Genomic DNA, 17470 nt, shown 5'->3' on the forward strand with positions numbered 1-17470 from the left:
CCCCGCGACGCCCGCACACCCGGTCGCTCCTCGCCGGCGGCTAGGGTCGCGCCGGTGACGACGTGCGTGGTGACCGGCTCGTCGGGGTACGTCGGCTCCCGGCTCGTGACCGCCCTGGCCCGGGCCGGGCACGACGTCACGGCCACCGCACGGTCCACGACCAAGCTCGACCGGTTCGACTGGCCCTCGTCGGTCACCCGCGCCGAGCTCGACGTGTCCGACGCCGACTCGTGCGCGGCTGCGCTCGCCGGCCCCGCCGAGGTCGCCTACTTCCTCGTCCACTCCATCGGGGAGGGCGACTTCGCCCGTCACGACCTCGACAGCGCCCGCACCTTCGCCCGGGCCGCCCGCCGGGCCGGGGTGCGGCGCATCGTCTACCTCGGCGGGTTCGTGCCCCGCCACGAGCACCTCTCCGAGCACCTGGAGAGCCGTGCCGACGTCGGAGACGCCCTCGGTGACGAGCCCGGGGTGGAGCTCGTCGAGCTGCGGGCGGCGATCATCCTCGGGGCGGGGTCGACGTCGTTCGAGCTGATCCGCCACCTCGTCGAGCGGCTGCCCGTCATCCCGCTGCCGCGCTGGATGGACCACCCCGTCTCCCCCGTAGCCGTCGACGACGTCCTGCACTACCTCGTCGCGGCCGCCGACCCCGAGCGGGTGCCCGCCGGGGCGTACGACGTGTCCAACGGCGAGAGCCCGACCTACTCCGCACTGATCCGCTCCTACGCCCGTGCCCGTGGGCGCCGCCGGGTGTGGGTGCCGGTGCCCGCGGTGCCCCCGGCCCTGGTGGCCCGGGTGGTGTCCTGGCTGACCCCGCTGCCCCACGAGCTGACGGCGGACCTGGTGATGAGCCTGCCGAACACCATGGCCAGCAACGACACCCGCATCCGGGACCTCGTCCCCGACCCCGAGGCCGGTCTCACCACCATCGGGCAGGCCTGGGAGCGCATCGCCGCCGGTACCGAGCCCACCGGGACCTCCGCCAGCAGCGACCCGCTGCAGCTGAGCACCACCGACCCGGACTGGGCCCAGCACCGCTGACGTCGCCTCCCGGCGCCCCGGGGGCCCGCCGCGCTCCGTCGCTGCACGGACGGTCGGGACGCAGCGACGAGAGGGGCTCACCGCAGAGCTGGAACTGCCGGTCGGCCGACCCCGGTCCTCGGGCCTCGGCGGCGTGCACGAGCGGGACGGCACCCGCGACGCCCCGAGCTGCCCTCAGGGGGAGGTGTGGAACCGGTCGTAGGCGGCCTGGTCGTCGACGACGCTGTGGAACCGGCGGACGAGACCGTCGCGGACGTCCCAGTGGTGGGTCAGGCTGAACGCGACCCGCACCCCGTCGGTGCGGGTCGGGGTGACGTGGACGTGGGCGAGCACCCCCGTCGGGGTCGTCTCCATCGAGTCCAGCACCGGCCACCAGCTGTCCGCGGTCCAGTCCGCCTGCCGGCGCAGGAAGTCGGCGAAGCCCGCAGCGCCGGTGTACTCCGCCTGCAGCGCGGAGGCCGCGCTGCCGGCGGGGGTGAACCGGAAGTCCTCGGCCAGCACCGCGACGAGGGCGTCCACCGCGGCCGCACCACGGGCGTCGTACATCGCCCGGATCGCCGCGGCGCAGCGCGCGTCGGGGTCCGGGCTCACGGGCGGGCCCGGTCGAGGGCGTGGGCGGCGGTGCGGGTGTCGTCGGTGATGCGCGCCAGCACCTCGACGGGGTACCCGCCGCTGCCGTGGGTGTACGAGGTGAGCTCGGCCCGGTAGGTCCGCCGGGCGACGGTCAGGTGCTGTCCCTGGAACTGCAGCACGGCGCGGCTGCCCGCCGCGACCAGCGCGCACGACGCGTCCAGACCCGGGTCACCGGGGTCCGCACGGCGGTGGCGCAGCAGGGTCTCGGTGAGCGGCTCGTGGTCCTCGAGAACGGTTCCGGTGGTGCGCCACCGGGGACGGCCGTGGGTGACGGCGTCGTCGTGCACCCCGGCCTGGGCCTCGCCCGTGCCGTGCAGCAGGCCGGTGACGAGGAACAGCGGGACGAACGCGGCGGCCGGTCCGAGGTGGACGGTCCCGGCGACGGTCACCGGGTCGAAGAAGGGCCGCAGCTCGCGGGCGAAGAACGCCGGGGAGACGCCCGTCGTCACGGTGCCGAACGCGGCGGCGAACCCGTCGAGGGCGACCCGGGCCGTGCGCAGCCACCCGAGACCGGCCGCGGTGGTGGGCCCGTCGTGGACGGCCCGGTCCAGCGCGACCGCCGCCAGGGGCAGCAGGCGGCAGCTGCGCCGCACGCTCTCGACCAGCACCACCTCCTGCGGGTCGCGGGTCTGCCGTCGTGCCCGGTGGTCGGTCGGGTTCCACAGGGTGTAGTGCACGACGGTGTCGCGGGGCACCATGCGGCTCGCCGCGGCCCAGGCCAGCAGCCGGGGCTCCAGGGCGGGTACCGCCTCGAGGGGCTCGGTGCCGAGCCGGCGCAGCGCCGCCAGCACCATCCCGGTGTCGCGCAGGGCCGCGACCGCCACCACCGGGTCGTCGTCCTGCGCCGGGTGACGCGCCGCGTCCCCGAGCCAAGCGGTGAGCACGGTCGCGTCGCGGGCCTCGTTGACCGCGGGCAGCGCAGCGAGCCGGTCGTCGAGCCCCAACGGGTCACCGGCTCGGACCGCCTCGTGGTCGAGCAGCAGACCGTCGTCGACGCGCCCGCAGGTGCTGCCGAGCAGCACGTCGGTCAGGGCGTCGTCCCCGGCAGCGGGCTCACCGGCGCAGGCGCGACCCACCAGCTCCGCGACCGTCACCGACGGCGACCCGACCTCGTCGGGTCCCGCCACGCGCGGTACGCCGGTGTCGTGGCCCGTCACGGCCTCGGCCGCGGCACGGGGAGCACGACCGCGGATCGTAGCGGCACCCACCGCGGCGGGGGAAGGCGCCGCTCGACCCGTCGGCTCGGGCCGGCGGCATCTTGACCGCGACGAGCTCGTGCTCGGCACCCACGTCACCGATCCCCTCGCGGGCCGGGTCCACCGCAGCGGCACCGCGTTCCGTCTCGCCGCGCACCCACAGGCAGTCCTCGCCGGCCCCGGCGCACCGCGGCGAGTCGAGCTGCCCCACCCGTGCGTCGGCGGCGGGACGCGATGATGCACCCGTGATCGAGGACAGCCTCCTGCGCGAGGCCCGGTGGACCACCCCGCCCGCCGCCGTCGAGACCACTGCGGACGGTCTCCGGGTGACGGCGGTGGCGGGCAGCGACGCCTGGCGGCACACCTCCTACGGCTTCGTCCACGACGACGCGCACGGCCTGCTCGCCCCCTTCGGCACCCGGGACGCCCTCGAGGTCCGGTTCCGGCTGGACTACACCGAGCAGTTCGACCAGGCCGGGCTGCTGCTGCGCGCCGGGCCCGAGGAGTGGGTCAAGGCCGGGGTGGAGGTGTCCGACGGGTCGCCCCAGCTCGGTGCCGTCGTCACCCACCGCACCTCCGACTGGTCGGTCGCCCCGGTGCCCGACTGGGCCGGGCGCACGGTGACCGTGCGGGCCAGCCGCGACGGCGACGCGGTGACCCTGCGGGCCCGGGTGGACGACGAGGCGTTCCGGCTCGTCCGGGTCGCCCACGTCGACCCCGCCACCGAGCTCCGGGCCGGCCCGTACTGCTGCTCCCCCACCCGCGCCGGGCTCACCGTGGTCTTCACCGGCTGGCGGCGCACCCCACCCGACGACTCCCTGCACTGACTGTCCCGCCTCCGCTCCCCGGGCACGGGCCCTGCCGTGCGCGGGCCGTGGACGTACGGTCGGGCCGCAGCGACGAGAGGGGCTCACCGTGGAGCTGGGACTGTCGGTCGGGTACTGGTCGGCCGGCCCGCCGGAGGGCGCGGCCGAGCTCGTGGCCCGGGCCGATGAGCTGGGCCTGAGCTCGGTGTGGACCGCGGAGGCCTACGGCTCCGACGCGCTGACCCCGCTGGCCTGGTGGGGCTCGCGCACCGAGCGGGTGCGCCTGGGCACCTCGATCATGCAGATGTCGGCCCGCACCCCGACCGCGGCGGCGATGGCGGCCCTCACCATGGACCACCTCTGCGGCGGCCGGTTCGTCCTCGGCCTCGGCGCGAGCGGGCCGCAGGTGGTGGAGGGCTGGTACGGCGAGTCCTACCGCAAGCCGCTGGCCCGCACCCGGGAGTACATCGAGGTGGTGCGCAAGGTGCTGGCCCGCGAGGCGCCGGTGACCAACAGTGGCGCGTTCTACCCGCTGCCGATCAAGGGTGCGACGGGGCTGGGCAAGCCGCTGCGCTCCACCGTGCACCCGCTGCGGGCCAACCTGCCGGTGTTCCTGGCCGCCGAGGGACCCAAGAACGTGGCCCTGGCCGCCGAGGTCGCCGACGGCTGGTTCCCGCTGTGGTTCGGCCCCTCCACCGACGCTTTCTACCGCGCCGCCCTGGCCGACGGGTTCGCCCGCGACGGTGCTCGCCACACCCTCGACGACTTCGAGGTGGTGTGCCCGGTGCCGGTGGTGATCGACGACGACGTGGAGCGCGCGGCCGACGCGCTGCGCCCCGAGATCGCGCTCTACGCCGGCGGGATGGGCGCGCGGGAGGCCAACTTTCACGCCGACGTGTTCTCCCGGATGGGCTGGGAGGCGGAGGTGGCCGCGATCCAGGACGCCTACCTCGCCGGCGACAAGCGGGAAGCGGCCGCCGCGGTGCCGCTCGCCATGGTCGAGGACGTGGCCCTGGTGGGCCCGGAGGCGAAGGTCGCCGACGAGCTCGCCCGCTGGGAGGAGACCGTGGTGACCACCATGGTCCTGCGGCCGCACGAGGCCACCATCCGCACCGTCGGACGGCTGCTCGCACGCCGCTGAACCGCGCCCCTCGGGGCCTGCGCCACACGACCGTGACCCGCCGCCGGGACGTCTTGCGGTGGGTCGCGCCCGTGGGACGGCAGCCTGCGGCGAGGTCGGCGTGAGGGCGTACGCAGTCCGCCCGGTCCGGTGTACGCATCGACTCTGCGGATCCCGGGTCCGCGTCTGCTGCCGACACTGCACGGACCGTCCGACGAACGGTGCCCCCGACCAGCCGCGGCCGCCGTCACGAGAGTCGGTCTGCGCCACCCCTCGTCCGATGCGGGTCACCCGCACGACCCATGGAGAACTCGATGTCCAAGACCTCGCTGCCGCTGCCCCGCCGCACCGGCCGCCACCGCGCCCTGACCCCGCAGCGTCGCCGCGCCGTCCTCGCCCTCGGGGGGACCGTGCTGGCCTCCGCCGGGATCACCGGTGCCGTCGCTGCGCCGGCGTCCGCCGTCACCTGCACCGCCACGGGCGACACCACCGAGACGCTCGGGTCGTCGACCTACCCCAACCCGGACCCGTACTGCACCGCGCAGGCGTACGGGAGCTTCCTGTCACCCGGGTCCACCGGCACCGCCCGGTCCACCTCGACCGGGTCCGGTGTCGCGCCCGGGTCCTCACCCAGCACGAGCACCCCGGTCGGCAGCGTCGCCAAGGCGTACACCTCCTCGGCCGGTGACGCCACGGCCACCGCGACGGGTGGGGGCTACTCCGTCGCCGAGGTGGCGAGCGGTGGGTCGGCGACCGCCACGTCGAACGGCTACGTCGACCCCGCGAGCCCCAACTACGCGGGCGCCTACGCCCAGGACGGCGCGACGGCGACCGCGACGGTGCGGGGCAACTCGTTGGCGAGCTCCGAGGCGTACGACGCCGGCAGCTCCGCGACCTCCACCGCCCTGGACGAGGGCTACGCCACGAGCGAGGCGGAGACCGGCGGGGTCGCTGTCAGCTACGCCGTCGGAGCCGACTCCGCGGCCCGGGCCGACGCCTCCGACGGCCAGGGCGCGTACGCCGCCGCCGGCGGTGGCGGGTCGGCGTCCGCCAGCTCCACCGAGGGCGTCGACTGCAGCGGGCCGCTCGCGGGTGCGTACACCACCGGCAGCGGTGCCGGGTGCGTCAGCCTGGGGGCCAGGACCTACACCTTCACCCTGAAGCTGCCCGCCCCGGGCACCGTCCCCGCCACCACGCTCGCCGTCCGGTAGCGGCGACGAGCACCACGGGGCGGGTCTGCGGACGCGTCGGGGAGGTGGGGTGTCGCGTCTGCCGTGGCGACGTCCACATCCTCGGGACCGACCACCCCGCGGTCACCGTCGAGCCCGACGCGGCCGTCCGTGCGGGCCGACCCGGCAGCAGGCCTGTCGCTCGCCGCCCTTGCCGTCCTCCAGCGGCACCCGCGGGACGAGTTCGAGCGGGAGCTCGTCCGCGCGTGGCGGACCGAGGCCGGCGCCGTGCCCGACGGGCGCGCCGCCTGGCTGCGCCGGTACGCCTCCGTCCTGGTGCTGGTCCGCCTCGCACCCCTGGCTCGGCCCACGGCGTCCGGCGGGGCCGCCGGTCCAGGGCGGTCGCGACGCACTCGTCCAGCTGCTCGGCTGCGGCGGGCCGTCGTGGCCGACGGGTGCGAGGGTGCACCGGCCTAGGGTGTGGCGCGTGGCGGGGGTCGGGTCGTGGCCGGTGGTGGGTCGCGACGAGGAGTGCGACGCGACCGTCAGCCGGCTGCGCCGCGGTGTGGGCACGGTGCTGGTGGGCGGGGCGGGCACGGGGAAGTCGACGCTCGCCGCCGAGGTGTCCGACCGCCTGACCGCCGAGGGGTGGTCCACGACCCTGGTCCTGTGTGTGGGCGGCGCAGCGCTGTCGTCGCGCAGCCTCGACGAGCTGGCCGGGGTGGGGCGTCGTTCTCTGGTGGTCGTCGAGGACGCGCACCGTCTCGACCGGGACGCCGCGGACGGGGTGTGGCGACTGGCCCACGACCCCGACGTCTCGCTCCTGGTGACCGTGCGGTCGGGGGAGATCACCCCGGACCCGGTTGCCCGGTTGTGGACCAGTGGACGGTGCGAGCGTTCCGAGCTGGGCCCGCTGGGGGTCGGTGAGGTCCTGACGGTCCTGGAGCAGGTGCTCGGTGGTGACGTCGAGGACCGCCTCGCCTGGACGCTGGCCCAGCGCTCGCAGGGCAACCCCCTGTTCCTGCGCGAGCTGGTCACCGCGGGCCGGCGGGACGGGGCGATCGCCCGGGACCGCCAGGTGTGGAAGCAGGTGGGTGCCCTGCCGGTCGGAGCCGGCGTCACCGAGCTGCTCCGAGCCTCCCTGTCGGGTCTGGGCCTCCCGGACCGCACGACCTGCGAGTACGTCGCGCTCGGGCAGCCCGTGACCCTCCCCGTCGGCGAGGCGCTCCTCGACGTGGACCTGCTCGAGGCGCTGGAAGGTCGCGGCCTGGTCCGGGTGCAGACCAGCATCGACGGACCGGTCATCACCATGGCCCACCCCCTGCACGCCGAGGTCCTGCTGTCCGAGCTGCCGCCGCTGCGGTCCCGGCGCCTCCGCCGCGACCTCGTGCGAGCGATCGGGTCCGTCCGGGGGCCGAGCGCAGCCGAGGTGGTCCGCTCCGCGCTGTGGCGCCTGGAGCTCGACGAGCCGGTCGACGAGGCCGAGCTCCTCGCCGCGGCCCGGTCGGCCCGGGCCACGGCCGGACCCACGGCCGAGCTGCTGGCGCGGGCCGCCGCCGACGGGGGGTCCGCGGAGGCGACGGTGACGTTGGCGGAGATCGTCCTCATGCGGGGGCGGATCGCCGAGGCCGACCGTCTGCTGGACGACCTGGCTGCCACCGCACGACCGACGCCGCTGCCCGAGGCGCTGGCGCAGCGGGTGGCCGCGACGCGGGCCCTGGGCCGCACCCGCCTCGGCGAGATCCAGGAAGCCGCAGCCCTGGTCGCGGGCCCGCACGTCCCGGCCGGCTCGCTGCACATGCAGGCCCTGCACGCCCAGGCCCTCATGCTGGACGGGGACCTCGACCGGTCGACGGCCCTGGCCGGGCCCGTCTTCCACGACCCGGGTGCCGATGCTGCCGCGAAGACTCTTGCTGCGTTCGTCCTGGTCGCGTCGGCCGGGTACGCCGGGGAGCGCGCACCGTCGGAGGAGTGGTTGCAGGCCGAGCTGGCGCACGCCGACACGCTCCGCGCCGCGGCGCCGTACGACGTCGCGACGCTGGAGGCGACGGCGGCTCTCGCCGCCGCCAGGGCCGGCCGCCTGCACGACGCGGAGGTCATCGCTGGACGGATGCATCGCAGCGCGATGGCCGCTGGTGACGAGTGGCTGCACCCGCGCGTCGCCGCTGCCTCGGGCGCCATCGCCCTGCAGCGTGGCCAGGTACGCACGGCTACCAGGCACTTCAGGATCATGGTGTCGTCGAGCAACGACTTCGACGGCCGGTTCCTGCGCTACAGCCTGTCCTTCCTGGCCCGGGCCGCCGCGCTGGCCGGACTGGCGGACGAGGCCCGCGCAGCGCTGGCCGACGTGCCCCCCGAGGCACCGTCGTTCCCCGTCCTGCAGACCGACTGGGACATGGCCGAGGCCGCCGTCCTCGCCGCCGGAGGGGCGTGGACCGCCGCCGCCCGGGTCGCCCTCACCGCCGCACGGGTCGCCGCGGCCCGGGGGGCCTGGAGGTTGGCCCTCGCCGCCGCCCACGACGCGGTGCGCTACACCGGCGACCCGGGTGCGGCCGAGATCGTGGTCGCGGCCGCGGACCAGCTGCGGGCTCCCCTGCCCGCAGCGCTCGCCCGACATGCCCACGCCCGCACCACGAACGACGGCCCGGCCCTGCGACAGGCCGGCGAGGACCTGGCCGCGGTCGGGGCCGTGCTGCACGCGGCCGAGGCCCGCTACGCCGCGGCCCGCGCCTTCCGCGACGCCGGTCGACCCGACGAGGCGGTCCGCGAGCAGGCCCACGCGCTGGCCCTGCACGCACGCTGCGAGAACGCCGACATCGCCTGGGTCGCCAGCTTCCCCGCCACCGACCTGACCCCGAGGGAGCGGCAGGTCGCCCTCCTCGCCGCCGGGGGCCGGCAGGACCAGCACATCGCGACCCAGCTGGGCATCTCCCCGCGCACCGTCCAGGTCCACCTCCACCGCGCCTACCACAAGCTCGGCATCACCAACCGGCGCCAGCTCCCCGGTGCGCTCACCCCACGCTGAGCCACACACCCCGCGCCCCGCGTACGTAGTCCCGGCCCGGCGGGCTAGGTAGTGACGTTGCTGATCTCCGGCCTCGATGTTCCTCCTACGGTCCGCGTGTGGTCCGCCGTGGTCCACAGGAGGCGGGTGGGTCGTGGTGGTGCGTGCTGGGCACGTCGCTGGTGCGGAGCGCGTCCGCCCGACGGGCCGGTCCCGCGCTTCGGCCGTCGCCATGTTCGTGGTCGGGGCCGTGGCCCTGACCGCCACCGGGGTCCTCGCCCCCACGGCCACCGCAGCGACTGTGCCCGCCGGGTGCACCCAGTCCGGGTCACTGGTGACCTGCACCTACAGCTACACCGGGGGTGAGCAGACGTTCGCCGTCCCCGCCGGGGTCACCACCGTGGCGGTGACCGCGGTCGGCGCTGGCGGCGGAGACGGCGTCTACGGCGACGGGACCACCTACAACGAGGGTGGCGCGGGCGGTCTGGTCACCGCGCCCACGACGACCGTGACCCCCGGCAGCACCCTCTACGTCGAGGTCGGCGGGGTCGGGGCGCCCGGCCGCACCCGCGGGTCCAGCCCGGTTCCCAGCGGGTTCAACGGCGGCACCTCGCCCGTGCGGCCGGACTTCAACGCCCAGTTCGCCTCCGGCGGCGGCGGTGGCGGCGGGGGCGCCTCCGACGTGCGCACCGCGGGCCGCACCACCCCGTCGACGCTGGAGTCCCGGCTCGTCGTCGCTGCCGGCGGCGGCGGCGGGGGCGGCTTCTTCGGCTCGGCCACCCCCGGCAGCGGGCGCGGGGGAGACGCCGGGGCCACCGGAGGGGCCAGTGACGTGATCCCGCAGGGTGGTGGCCCCGGCACCACGACGGCGGGCGGTGCCGGTGGCGGTGACTACTACGGTGGCGGCTCCTCGGGGACCCTCGGCGCCGGAGGCGGCCCCGAGCACCGGTACTACGCCAACGGCGGCGGGGGCGGGGGCGGTGTCTACGGCGGCGGGGGCGGCGGCAGCGGCGCCGACAACGGCGCCGGCGGTGGGGGCGGGGCCTCCACCGGTGGGGTCCTGACCACCTCCGCCGCTCCCGCCTCGGTCATGATCACCTACGTCGCCCCGCCTGTCGCGGGCGCGATCGCGGCGGCGTCGGGGTCCGGGCAGACCGTCCAGGCCGGGCAGGCGTTCGCCCCGTTGGTCGCCACGGTCACCGACCCCACCCGCAGCGACGCCCCGGTGGCGGGGGCGTCGGTGACGTTCACCGTCACCTCCGGTTCCGCGAGCTTCGCCGGCGACACCACCGCGACTGCGACGACCGGCACCAACGGGCAGGCCGGCGCCCCGCCCCTGATCTCCGGCACTCCTGGCCCGGTCACCGTCACCGCGACCACCGACGGGGTCAGCACACCAGCGACGTTCACCGAGACCGTCACCCAGGCCAGCCAGATCGTCACCTTCACCCTTCCGGCCACAGCCACCATCGGGGACGCCCTCACCCTCACCGGGTCCGCCTCCTCCGGGCTGCCCGTCACCTACACGACCACCGGCCCGTGCACCGTCACCGGTGACAGCACCGACAGCACGCTGACCGTCACCGGGTCCGGCACCTGCACCGTGACCGCCACCCAGCCCGGCGACACCACCTACGCCGCCGCGACCCCCGTCACCCAGGCGGTCACCGTCGGCGCCACCACCTCCCGGGTCACCTACGGGGTCACTGGCTCCGCCACCACCACCGGGCGGGCCCCCGTCCCGTTCGGGTTCATCCCGCTGACCGCGACCCTGTCCTCCACCGGCAGCACCACGACGGGGACCGGGTTCACCGACGGCCAGCTCGGGTCCACCCCGACCACGTTCACCGGGACGGTGTTCGGGTTCCTCCCGGCCACCATCTCCGCCCACCTCGTGACCACCGCGCCCGTCACCGCCACCACCAGTGACACGGCCACCACGGTGACCGCGCCGGTGCGGCTGGTCGTCGACCAGGTGTCGGTGCTCGGGCTCGGGCTCATCACCCCCGGCGCCACCTGCGCCACCACCACCTCCTCCACCGTCACCCTCACCGGGGCACGCGGAGTCCTCACCGACGGCGGACAGCTCACCGGCACCTACACCGCCAGCACCTTCACCGGCTGCGGGCTGCTCGCCCCGTTCCTGCAGCCCCAGCTCGACCAGATCGCCGGCATCCCGCGGGCCATCACCGCTGCTCTCAGCGCCCCCGCCACCGGGACCCGCTGATGATCAGCCGAGGGCGCCACGTGACCGGGCCCGCGTCGTCAGGGGCGCGACACCGCGTCTCGAACCCCACCACCGAGAGGTCCCCCGTGCTACGTGCGCGACGTCTGACAGCCCGGTCGGCCACGGCGGCCGTGGTGCTGGCCGGGATCGCCCTGGTCCCGGCCGCCGCCGCCGCGGCACCGCTGCCGGACGGGTGCGTGCAGTCCGGGGCGACGGTCACCTGCACCTACCGCTCGACCGGCTCGGAGCAGACGTTCCCGGTCCCGGCCGGGGTCCGTTCGGTCACGGTGACCGCCGTCGGGGCACCCGGCGCGATGGACGGGCGGGGCGTCTTCGGCCCCGGAGGCAAGGGCGCGTCGGTCACCGCGACCCTCGCGGTCACTCCCGCGGACACCCTGTTCGTCGAGGTCGGCGGGACCCCGTCGCGCGGTCAGTACTGCTTCGGCTCGTGCCTCGGTGGCTACAACGGTGGCGGCACCACGGGCAGCGGTGGCGGCGGAGGCGGCGCGTCCGACGTCCGCACCGTGGCCGCGGACCAGCCCGCGTCTCTGGCGAGCCGTCAGCTGGTCGCCGCCGGTGGTGGCGGCGGAGGGAGACGCGGCACCTGCTACTCCGATGCGTACTACGACTCCAGCACGACGGGCGGTGTCGGCGGGAACGCCGGAGCCGCCGGGACGACGGGGACGGACGGGTGCTCCACCACCCTCGACGGGGGTCGCGGCGGCACCGCCGGGACACCGACCGCGGGCGGGGCCGACGGGAACGGGAACCCCACCGGCGCCACCGCGGGACGCGCCGGCACCGGCGGCAACGGGATCCAGAACATCGGCGGTGCGGGTGGCGGTGGGTGGTTCGGCGGCGGCGGTGGCGGCAGCGTCACGTTCCTGGATCCGCCCGACGGTCCGCTGAACGGTGCCGGAGGCGGGGGCGGCGGGTCGAACCTCGTCCCGTCGAACGGCAGCTCGGCCCTGGACACGACGGGAGTCCCGCAGGTCGTCATCTCCTACACGGTCCCGTCCGACACCACCGCACCGACGACGACCGCGACCTTCAGCGGAACGCCGGGCAGCAACGGGTGGTACACCAGCGGCGGTCTCGTCACCCTCACCGCGGTCGACGACCCGGACGGCTCCGGGGTCCGGGGGACCAGCTACAGCCTCGACGGCGGTGCCCCGACCACCTACAGCGGCCCCTTCCCCGTCTCCGGCGACGGCGTCCACACCGTCACCTCCTCCTCCGTCGACGACGCCGACAACACCGAGCAGACCCAGACCCTGTCGCTGCCCGTCGACGCGACCGCGCCGACCGTGACCTTCACCGGCAACGCGGGCAGCTACACGGTGGACCAGACGGTGAACATCACCTGCGCCGCCACCGACGCCACGTCCGGCGTCGCGTCGGACACCTGCACGCACATCAGCGAACCGGCCTCCAGCTTCCCGCTCGGGACCACCACGATCACCGCGACAGCGACGGACGACGCCGGCAACACGTCGGGGCCGGTGAGCACCAGCTTCACCGTGACCGGCCCGACGTCGACCCCCGTGTCCTACCCGCTGACCGGCACGGCCACGGTCACCGGCCGAGCGCCGGTGCCGTTCGGACCCGTCCCGCTGACCGCGACGCTGACCACGACCGGAACCGCGGTCGCGGGCACCGGGATCACCGACGGGCAGCTCGCGAGCACGCCGACCACGTTCTCCGGCACCTTCTTCGGGTTCCTCCCCGCCACCGTCACCGCGCACCTCGAGAACACCGTGCCCGTCACGGCGACCACGTCCGACGGGGGGACGGCGCTGACCGCGTCGGTGCGCCTCGTCGTCGACCAGGTGTCGGTGCTCGGCCTCGGGCTCATCACCCCAGGAGCCACCTGCGCCACGGTGACCCCGTCGACGGTGACCCTGACCGGTGCTCCCGGGGTCCTCCGCGGTGGCGGCCCCCTGAGCGGCACCTACACCGCGAACCGGTTCTCGGGCTGCGGATTCCTCGCCCCGTTCCTCGAGCCCCAGCTCGACCGGATCGCCGGGGTTCCCCAGTCCGTCACCGTCACCCTCGGCGCGCCCAGCTCCGCGGGCACCACCGGCTAGTCACCCGCACCACCACGGACCGGCGTCCCCGGTGGCCGACGGGCCGGCGGAGTCGATCACGGTGGACTGCTGGTCGCGGTCTCGTCGACGGTGACGCAGCGTCTGGCAGGGTCGGCGTCGTGACCGCTCTCGTGGACCGGACCATCGCCGCGCTGCGCGCCGAGCACGACGTCCTCGCCGACGTGGTGGCCCGCGTCGACGACGACCAGCTGACCGCGCCGTCGGGGGCATCGCGGTGGTCGGTCGCGGACGTGCTGTCCCACCTCGGCAGCGGCGCGCAGAACACGCTCGCGGACGTGGCGGCGGGCCTCGGGGGCGACGCGGTGCCGGACGGCTCCCACCAGTCGGTGTGGGACCGCTGGAACGCGATGTCGCCGCGCGAGCAGGCGGACGAGTACCTCGCCGCGGACGCCGAGCTCGTCGCTCGCTTCGAGGCCCTCGGCGCCGCCCAGCGGGCGGACGCGCGGATGCCGTTCCGTCGCCTACCCGATCCGCTGACCATGGCGGCCTTCGCGGGGATGCGCCTCGACGAGCTCGCGCTGCACTCGTGGGACGTCCGGGTGGCCCTCGACCCGTAGGCGGCGATCGACGGCACCGCGGCGAGCGTGCTGCTGGAGCACTTCAGCGGAGAGCTCGGGGTCTTGCTGGGGTTCCTGGGCAAGCCCGGAGCGATCGCTGTGCCGGTGGTCCTCGACCTCGTCGCGACCGGCCTGGCCCTCGTGGTGACCGACACCGTGGCACTCGTCGCCACGCCCGCGGAGACCACCGCGGCGCTCACCGGCGGACCGGACGCCGTGCTGCGGCTGCTCACCGGTCGGCTGCACCCCGCGCACACCCCGGACACCGTCATCGTCACCGGCGGCACCACGCTCGACGCGCTGCGCGCGGTGTTCCCAGGGTTCTGAGCCGGAGACCCCTCCCACGTGCCGACGAAGAGCCGTGGACGGCTCTCGGCGGCGGGGACGCCAGGCGTGGCCTGCCGCCCCCCGGCGACCGAGGCGGGCGCTCAGGTCGTACCGGAGGTGATGACGCACTTCCCCGTGGTCCGGCCGGCGAGCAGGTCGACCAGCGCCTCGGGGGCGCGCTCGAGGCCCACGTAGGTCGCCGTCGCCGGGGTCAGCGCGCCGCGGCGCCACAGGTCGGCCAGCTCGGCGCGCACCGCGTCGGCGTGCTCGGCGTACGCGCCGGCCCGGAAGCCCTGCAGGCGCAGGTTCTTGGAGGTGGCCTGGAAGAGGTTCGTCACCGCGGGGGCGGGCCCGCCGTCGTACCCGGACACCGCCCCGCACAGCGCGACCCGGCCGCGGGGACGCAGGTGGTCCAGCGCCGCCTGCAGGTGCGCGCCGCCGACGTTGTCGAAGTACACGTCGATGCCCTCCGGGGCGCACCGGTACAGCGCGGCGGACAGGTCCTCGTGGTGGTCGAACGCCGCGTCCGCGTCGAGGACGTCCAGCACGTGGCGCACCTTGGCGCGCGACCCGGCGCTGCCCACCACGCGGCACCCGCGCGCCCGGGCGAGCTGGACGACGATGCCGCCGACGGAGCCCGCGGCCGAGGACACCCACACCGTCTCCCCCGCCTGCGCCGCGGCGACCCGCACCAGGCCCGCGTGGGCCGTCATGCCGGACCCGCCGAGCAGGACGAGCTGCACGTCGGGCGGGGCCAGCGCCGGGTCGAGCCGGGTCAGCACGCCCGCGCCGCCGAGCGCGGTGGCCGCGGGGTCGACGACGGCGAGGTCGCGGAACCCGCGGGCGTGCTGGACCAGGTCACCCTCGGCGAACCCCGGGTGTCGGGACTCCACGACCTCGCCGACCGCGAGGCCCTCGAGCGTGTCGCCCACCGCGTACGCGGGCAGGTAGCCCGGCGGTGAGACGGGGTCGAGCCGCAGCCGCACGGCCGCGTCCACGGAGTGGTGCGTGGTGCGCACGAGCACCTCCCCCGGGCCGGGCCGGGGGGCGTCGACGACCACGCAGTCGAGGTCCTCGGGCCGCAACGAGCCCATCGGCCGGCGCGCCAGCCGGACCTCCCGGTTGACGTCCACGGGACCTCCTGAGCGACCCATCAGGGCAGCGGGAACTCGACCTCGGGGCTGCGGCAGATCAGCAGCCGGTGCAGCCGTCCGTCGTCGCCCAGCTGGGCGGAGGCGTTGAACGACGCCTCGAACTGCCCGTCACGCGTGGTGCGGCCGAGCACCAGCTCGGTGTCACCCACCGCCGCACCGGCGAGGACCTCGTGGACGAGCGTGCTGACCTCGCGCTGGGCGAGGTAGCCGACGAGCCCCTCGCGGTCGCCGACGAACTCCGCCGAGCTGCCCCCACCGCGGGAGAACTGCACCGACATGCGGAACCCGTCGGTGATCATGTCCAGCACACGCTCGGGTCGGTCGGAGTCCATGGTGGCGAACCAGCGCGACAGCGCCGGCGTCGGCGCCGTCACGCCCCCGCCCCGTCGGTGGTGGCCCCAGCGGGGGGTACCGGGTCGAACAGGACCTGGTATGCCGAGATCGCCCCGTGCTCGTCGACGGTGCAGGTCGCCAGGAAGTGGCCCGTGGTGGTCGTGCCGTCCTCGACGATGGACCCCGCGACGAACTCGGTGTCCCGGTCCCGGGCGGTGCGCGCCAGCACGTGGGCCCGCTGCACGTCGCCCCGCCCGGCGAGGTACGCGGCCACGCCGTCGCGACCGCGACCCCGCCGCACCCCGCCCGGCAGGGTGAACGAGAACGCGGCGTCGTCGGTGAAGAGCTCCGCTGCGGCCTGCAGCTCGCCCGCGTCGACCGCGGCGTAGTAGCGCGGGAGGAGATCGGCGTCACTCATGGCCTGAACCTAGTTCAGTTGACGCGCGAGGTCCAGCAGGTCGAACGGCCCGGGTGTGCTTGCCACCACAGCGGCACCGACCTAAATTGAACTCATGTCAGTTTTGCCGATGGACGTCGCCTCCCCCGCCGAGCCCCCGCTGCACGCCGTCGCGTGGCCCTCGTCGGGCACCGACGCCCTCGCCCCCCTCCCGGAGCACGACGAGCTGCGCGACGCGGTCGCCCAGCTCGTGGCCCGGCGGATGCCCCACCAGTCGCTCCGGACCGTCGCGGCCTCGGCCCCCGGGTACTCCCCCGCGCTGTGGTCCGAGCTGTGCACCGAGCTCGACGTCGCCGCGATGGCCCTGCCGGAGCACCTCGGCGGAGCCGGGTACGGCATGCGCGAGCTCGGCGTCGTCCTCGAGGTCACCGGCGGGGCGCTGCTCGCGGAGCCGGTCCTGTCCAGCGCGGTGCTCGGCGCCGGCGCGCTGGCCCTGGCCGAGGACCCGGATGCGGTCGCCGTGCAACGCGGCGCGGTGCTGCGCGGCGACGTGCTCGCCACCGTCGGGCTCGGCGCTGCAGCCGCGCTCACCGCCACCCGCACCGCGGACGGCTGGGCGGTGACCGGCACCGCGCTCCGCGTGCTGCAGGGCGCCACCGCGGAACTGCTGGTCGTCCGTGCCGCGGTGGACGGTGGCGACGCGCTGCTCGCGGTGGACGTCTCGGGCGTCGACGCCGTCGCGCACGAGACGCTCGACCTGACGCGGCCGCAGGCCGACCTCGTCCTGGACGCGGCACCCGCGACGCTCCTGGTCGGGCCCGCGGGCTCCGCCGCGGCGTGGCGGTCCCTGCGCACCCTGGTCGACGCGGCCGTGGCCTGCGAGCACGCCGGGATGGTGGCGCACCTGCTCACCGCCACCACCGCGCACGTCGTCGCGCGCCACCAGTTCGGCCGACCCATCGGGTCCTTCCAGGCCGTCAAGCACCGGCTGGCCGACGTCCTCGTCGACCTCGAGCGGGCCCGCTCCGCCGCCCGGTACGCCGCGGCGGCCTGCGCCGGCGACCCGACGGGCGCCGCGCTCGCCGCGGCCGTCGCCGCCGCCGTGTGCACCGACGCCGTGATCCGCACCGCCCACGAGGCGGTGCAGCTCCACGGCGGGATCGGCTTCACCTGGGAGCACCCGGCGCACTTCTACCTGCGCCGGGCCCTCGGGGACGAGGGCCTGTTCGGCGACGCCCGCGCGCACCGCGCCCGCGTCGCCGGGCTCGTCGGCCTGTAGCGGTCCCGACCGGCCGTGGGCGCCGGGGACCGCCGACGAGCAGTACCTGAACTCACTTCAGGAAATCTCTTGACACCCCGTGGCGCTCACCACACACTAAACCGAATCCAGTTCACTTCAGG

At 75.8% G+C, this 17470-nt stretch carries 15 protein-coding genes; 10 read left to right on the plus strand and 5 right to left on the minus strand.

The window, feature by feature from the left end:
* The first annotated feature begins 54 nt into the window (after nucleotides 1-54).
* Complete coding sequence (locus tag ACYVOF_RS13600; RefSeq protein ID WP_460867303.1) at nucleotides 55-1038, plus strand: NAD(P)H-binding protein; 984 nt, start codon at nucleotides 55-57, stop codon at nucleotides 1036-1038.
* Nucleotides 1039-1212: 174 nt separating this feature from the next.
* Here ACYVOF_RS13600 and ACYVOF_RS13605 read toward each other — a convergent pair whose 3' ends face one another.
* The gene (locus tag ACYVOF_RS13605; RefSeq protein ID WP_460867306.1) at nucleotides 1213-1629 is read right to left on the minus strand and encodes a nuclear transport factor 2 family protein; all 417 of its coding nucleotides are present in this window, start codon (nucleotides 1627-1629) and stop codon (nucleotides 1213-1215) included.
* Nucleotides 1626-2798 carry a monodechloroaminopyrrolnitrin synthase PrnB family protein gene (locus ACYVOF_RS13610; RefSeq protein WP_460867309.1) on the minus strand — a complete coding sequence of 391 codons (1173 nt, stop codon included), beginning with the start codon at nucleotides 2796-2798 and terminating at the stop codon, nucleotides 1626-1628. Before ACYVOF_RS13610 ends, ACYVOF_RS13605 begins: the two co-directional genes overlap by 4 nt.
* A 314-nt stretch (nucleotides 2799-3112) precedes the next feature.
* Here ACYVOF_RS13610 and ACYVOF_RS13615 point away from each other — a divergent pair, with 314 nt between their 5' ends.
* From ACYVOF_RS13615 to ACYVOF_RS13650, 8 genes are all read left to right on the plus strand, one after another.
* Nucleotides 3113-3694: a DUF1349 domain-containing protein gene (locus tag ACYVOF_RS13615; RefSeq protein ID WP_460867311.1), complete on the plus strand. Its 582-nt coding sequence runs from the start codon at nucleotides 3113-3115 to the stop codon at nucleotides 3692-3694.
* Between the two features lie 88 nt (nucleotides 3695-3782).
* On the plus strand, nucleotides 3783-4814 hold the full coding sequence (locus ACYVOF_RS13620) for an LLM class F420-dependent oxidoreductase (protein WP_460867313.1): 1032 nt from the start codon (nucleotides 3783-3785) through the stop codon (nucleotides 4812-4814).
* 281 nt (nucleotides 4815-5095) lie between these two features.
* Nucleotides 5096-6004, plus strand: a complete 909-nt coding sequence (locus ACYVOF_RS13625) for a DUF6764 family protein (protein WP_460867315.1) — start codon at nucleotides 5096-5098, stop codon at nucleotides 6002-6004.
* A gap of 445 nt (nucleotides 6005-6449) precedes the next feature.
* Nucleotides 6450-8987 (plus strand): LuxR C-terminal-related transcriptional regulator, encoded by a 2538-nt coding sequence (locus tag ACYVOF_RS13630; protein ID WP_460867316.1) that lies wholly within the window; start codon nucleotides 6450-6452, stop codon nucleotides 8985-8987.
* Nucleotides 8988-9198: 211 nt separating this feature from the next.
* Nucleotides 9199-11193, plus strand: coding sequence for a glycine-rich protein (locus ACYVOF_RS13635; RefSeq protein WP_460867318.1), 1995 nt, complete (start codon nucleotides 9199-9201; stop codon nucleotides 11191-11193).
* A gap of 134 nt (nucleotides 11194-11327) precedes the next feature.
* Nucleotides 11328-13280 carry an OmpL47-type beta-barrel domain-containing protein gene (locus ACYVOF_RS13640; RefSeq protein WP_460867320.1) on the plus strand — a complete coding sequence of 651 codons (1953 nt, stop codon included), beginning with the start codon at nucleotides 11328-11330 and terminating at the stop codon, nucleotides 13278-13280.
* Between the two features lie 119 nt (nucleotides 13281-13399).
* Complete coding sequence (locus ACYVOF_RS13645) at nucleotides 13400-13858, plus strand: maleylpyruvate isomerase N-terminal domain-containing protein (RefSeq protein ID WP_460867322.1); 459 nt, start codon at nucleotides 13400-13402, stop codon at nucleotides 13856-13858.
* A 27-nt stretch (nucleotides 13859-13885) separates the two neighbouring features.
* On the plus strand, nucleotides 13886-14185 hold the full coding sequence (locus ACYVOF_RS13650; RefSeq protein ID WP_460867324.1) for a hypothetical protein: 300 nt from the start codon (nucleotides 13886-13888) through the stop codon (nucleotides 14183-14185).
* 101 nt (nucleotides 14186-14286) lie between these two features.
* Here the strand turns inward: ACYVOF_RS13650 and ACYVOF_RS13655 are convergent, their stop codons facing one another.
* From ACYVOF_RS13655 to ACYVOF_RS13665, 3 genes are read right to left on the minus strand one after another with little or no spacing between them, the layout of a single operon-like run.
* Entirely contained in the window at nucleotides 14287-15318 is a 1032-nt protein-coding gene (locus tag ACYVOF_RS13655) for an NADP-dependent oxidoreductase (RefSeq protein ID WP_460867325.1), read from the minus strand.
* 20 nt (nucleotides 15319-15338) lie between these two features.
* Complete coding sequence (locus tag ACYVOF_RS13660) at nucleotides 15339-15671, minus strand: hypothetical protein (RefSeq protein ID WP_460867431.1); 333 nt, start codon at nucleotides 15669-15671, stop codon at nucleotides 15339-15341.
* Between the two features lie 38 nt (nucleotides 15672-15709).
* Complete coding sequence (locus ACYVOF_RS13665) at nucleotides 15710-16090, minus strand: nuclear transport factor 2 family protein (protein ID WP_460867327.1); 381 nt, start codon at nucleotides 16088-16090, stop codon at nucleotides 15710-15712.
* Between the two features lie 109 nt (nucleotides 16091-16199).
* Here ACYVOF_RS13665 and ACYVOF_RS13670 point away from each other — a divergent pair, with 109 nt between their 5' ends.
* Entirely contained in the window at nucleotides 16200-17348 is a 1149-nt protein-coding gene (locus ACYVOF_RS13670) for an acyl-CoA dehydrogenase family protein (RefSeq protein ID WP_460867328.1), read from the plus strand.
* Nucleotides 17349-17470 lie beyond the last annotated feature (122 nt).

Source organism: Rhodococcus aerolatus (assembly GCF_054783215.1).

Bases quoted from the DNA above. Each gene is read 5' to 3' on its own strand.
- ACYVOF_RS13635 (WP_460867318.1), top strand. From the start codon at position 9,199: ATGTTCGTGGTCGGGGCCGTGGCCCTGACCGCCACCGGGGTCCTCGCC.
- ACYVOF_RS13665 (WP_460867327.1), bottom strand. From the start codon at position 16,090: ATGAGTGACGCCGATCTCCTCCCGCGCTACTACGCCGCGGTCGACGCG.
- ACYVOF_RS13670 (WP_460867328.1), top strand. From the start codon at position 16,200: ATGGACGTCGCCTCCCCCGCCGAGCCCCCGCTGCACGCCGTCGCGTGG.
- ACYVOF_RS13625 (WP_460867315.1), top strand. From the start codon at position 5,096: ATGGAGAACTCGATGTCCAAGACCTCGCTGCCGCTGCCCCGCCGCACC.
- ACYVOF_RS13660 (WP_460867431.1), bottom strand. From the start codon at position 15,671: ATGGACTCCGACCGACCCGAGCGTGTGCTGGACATGATCACCGACGGG.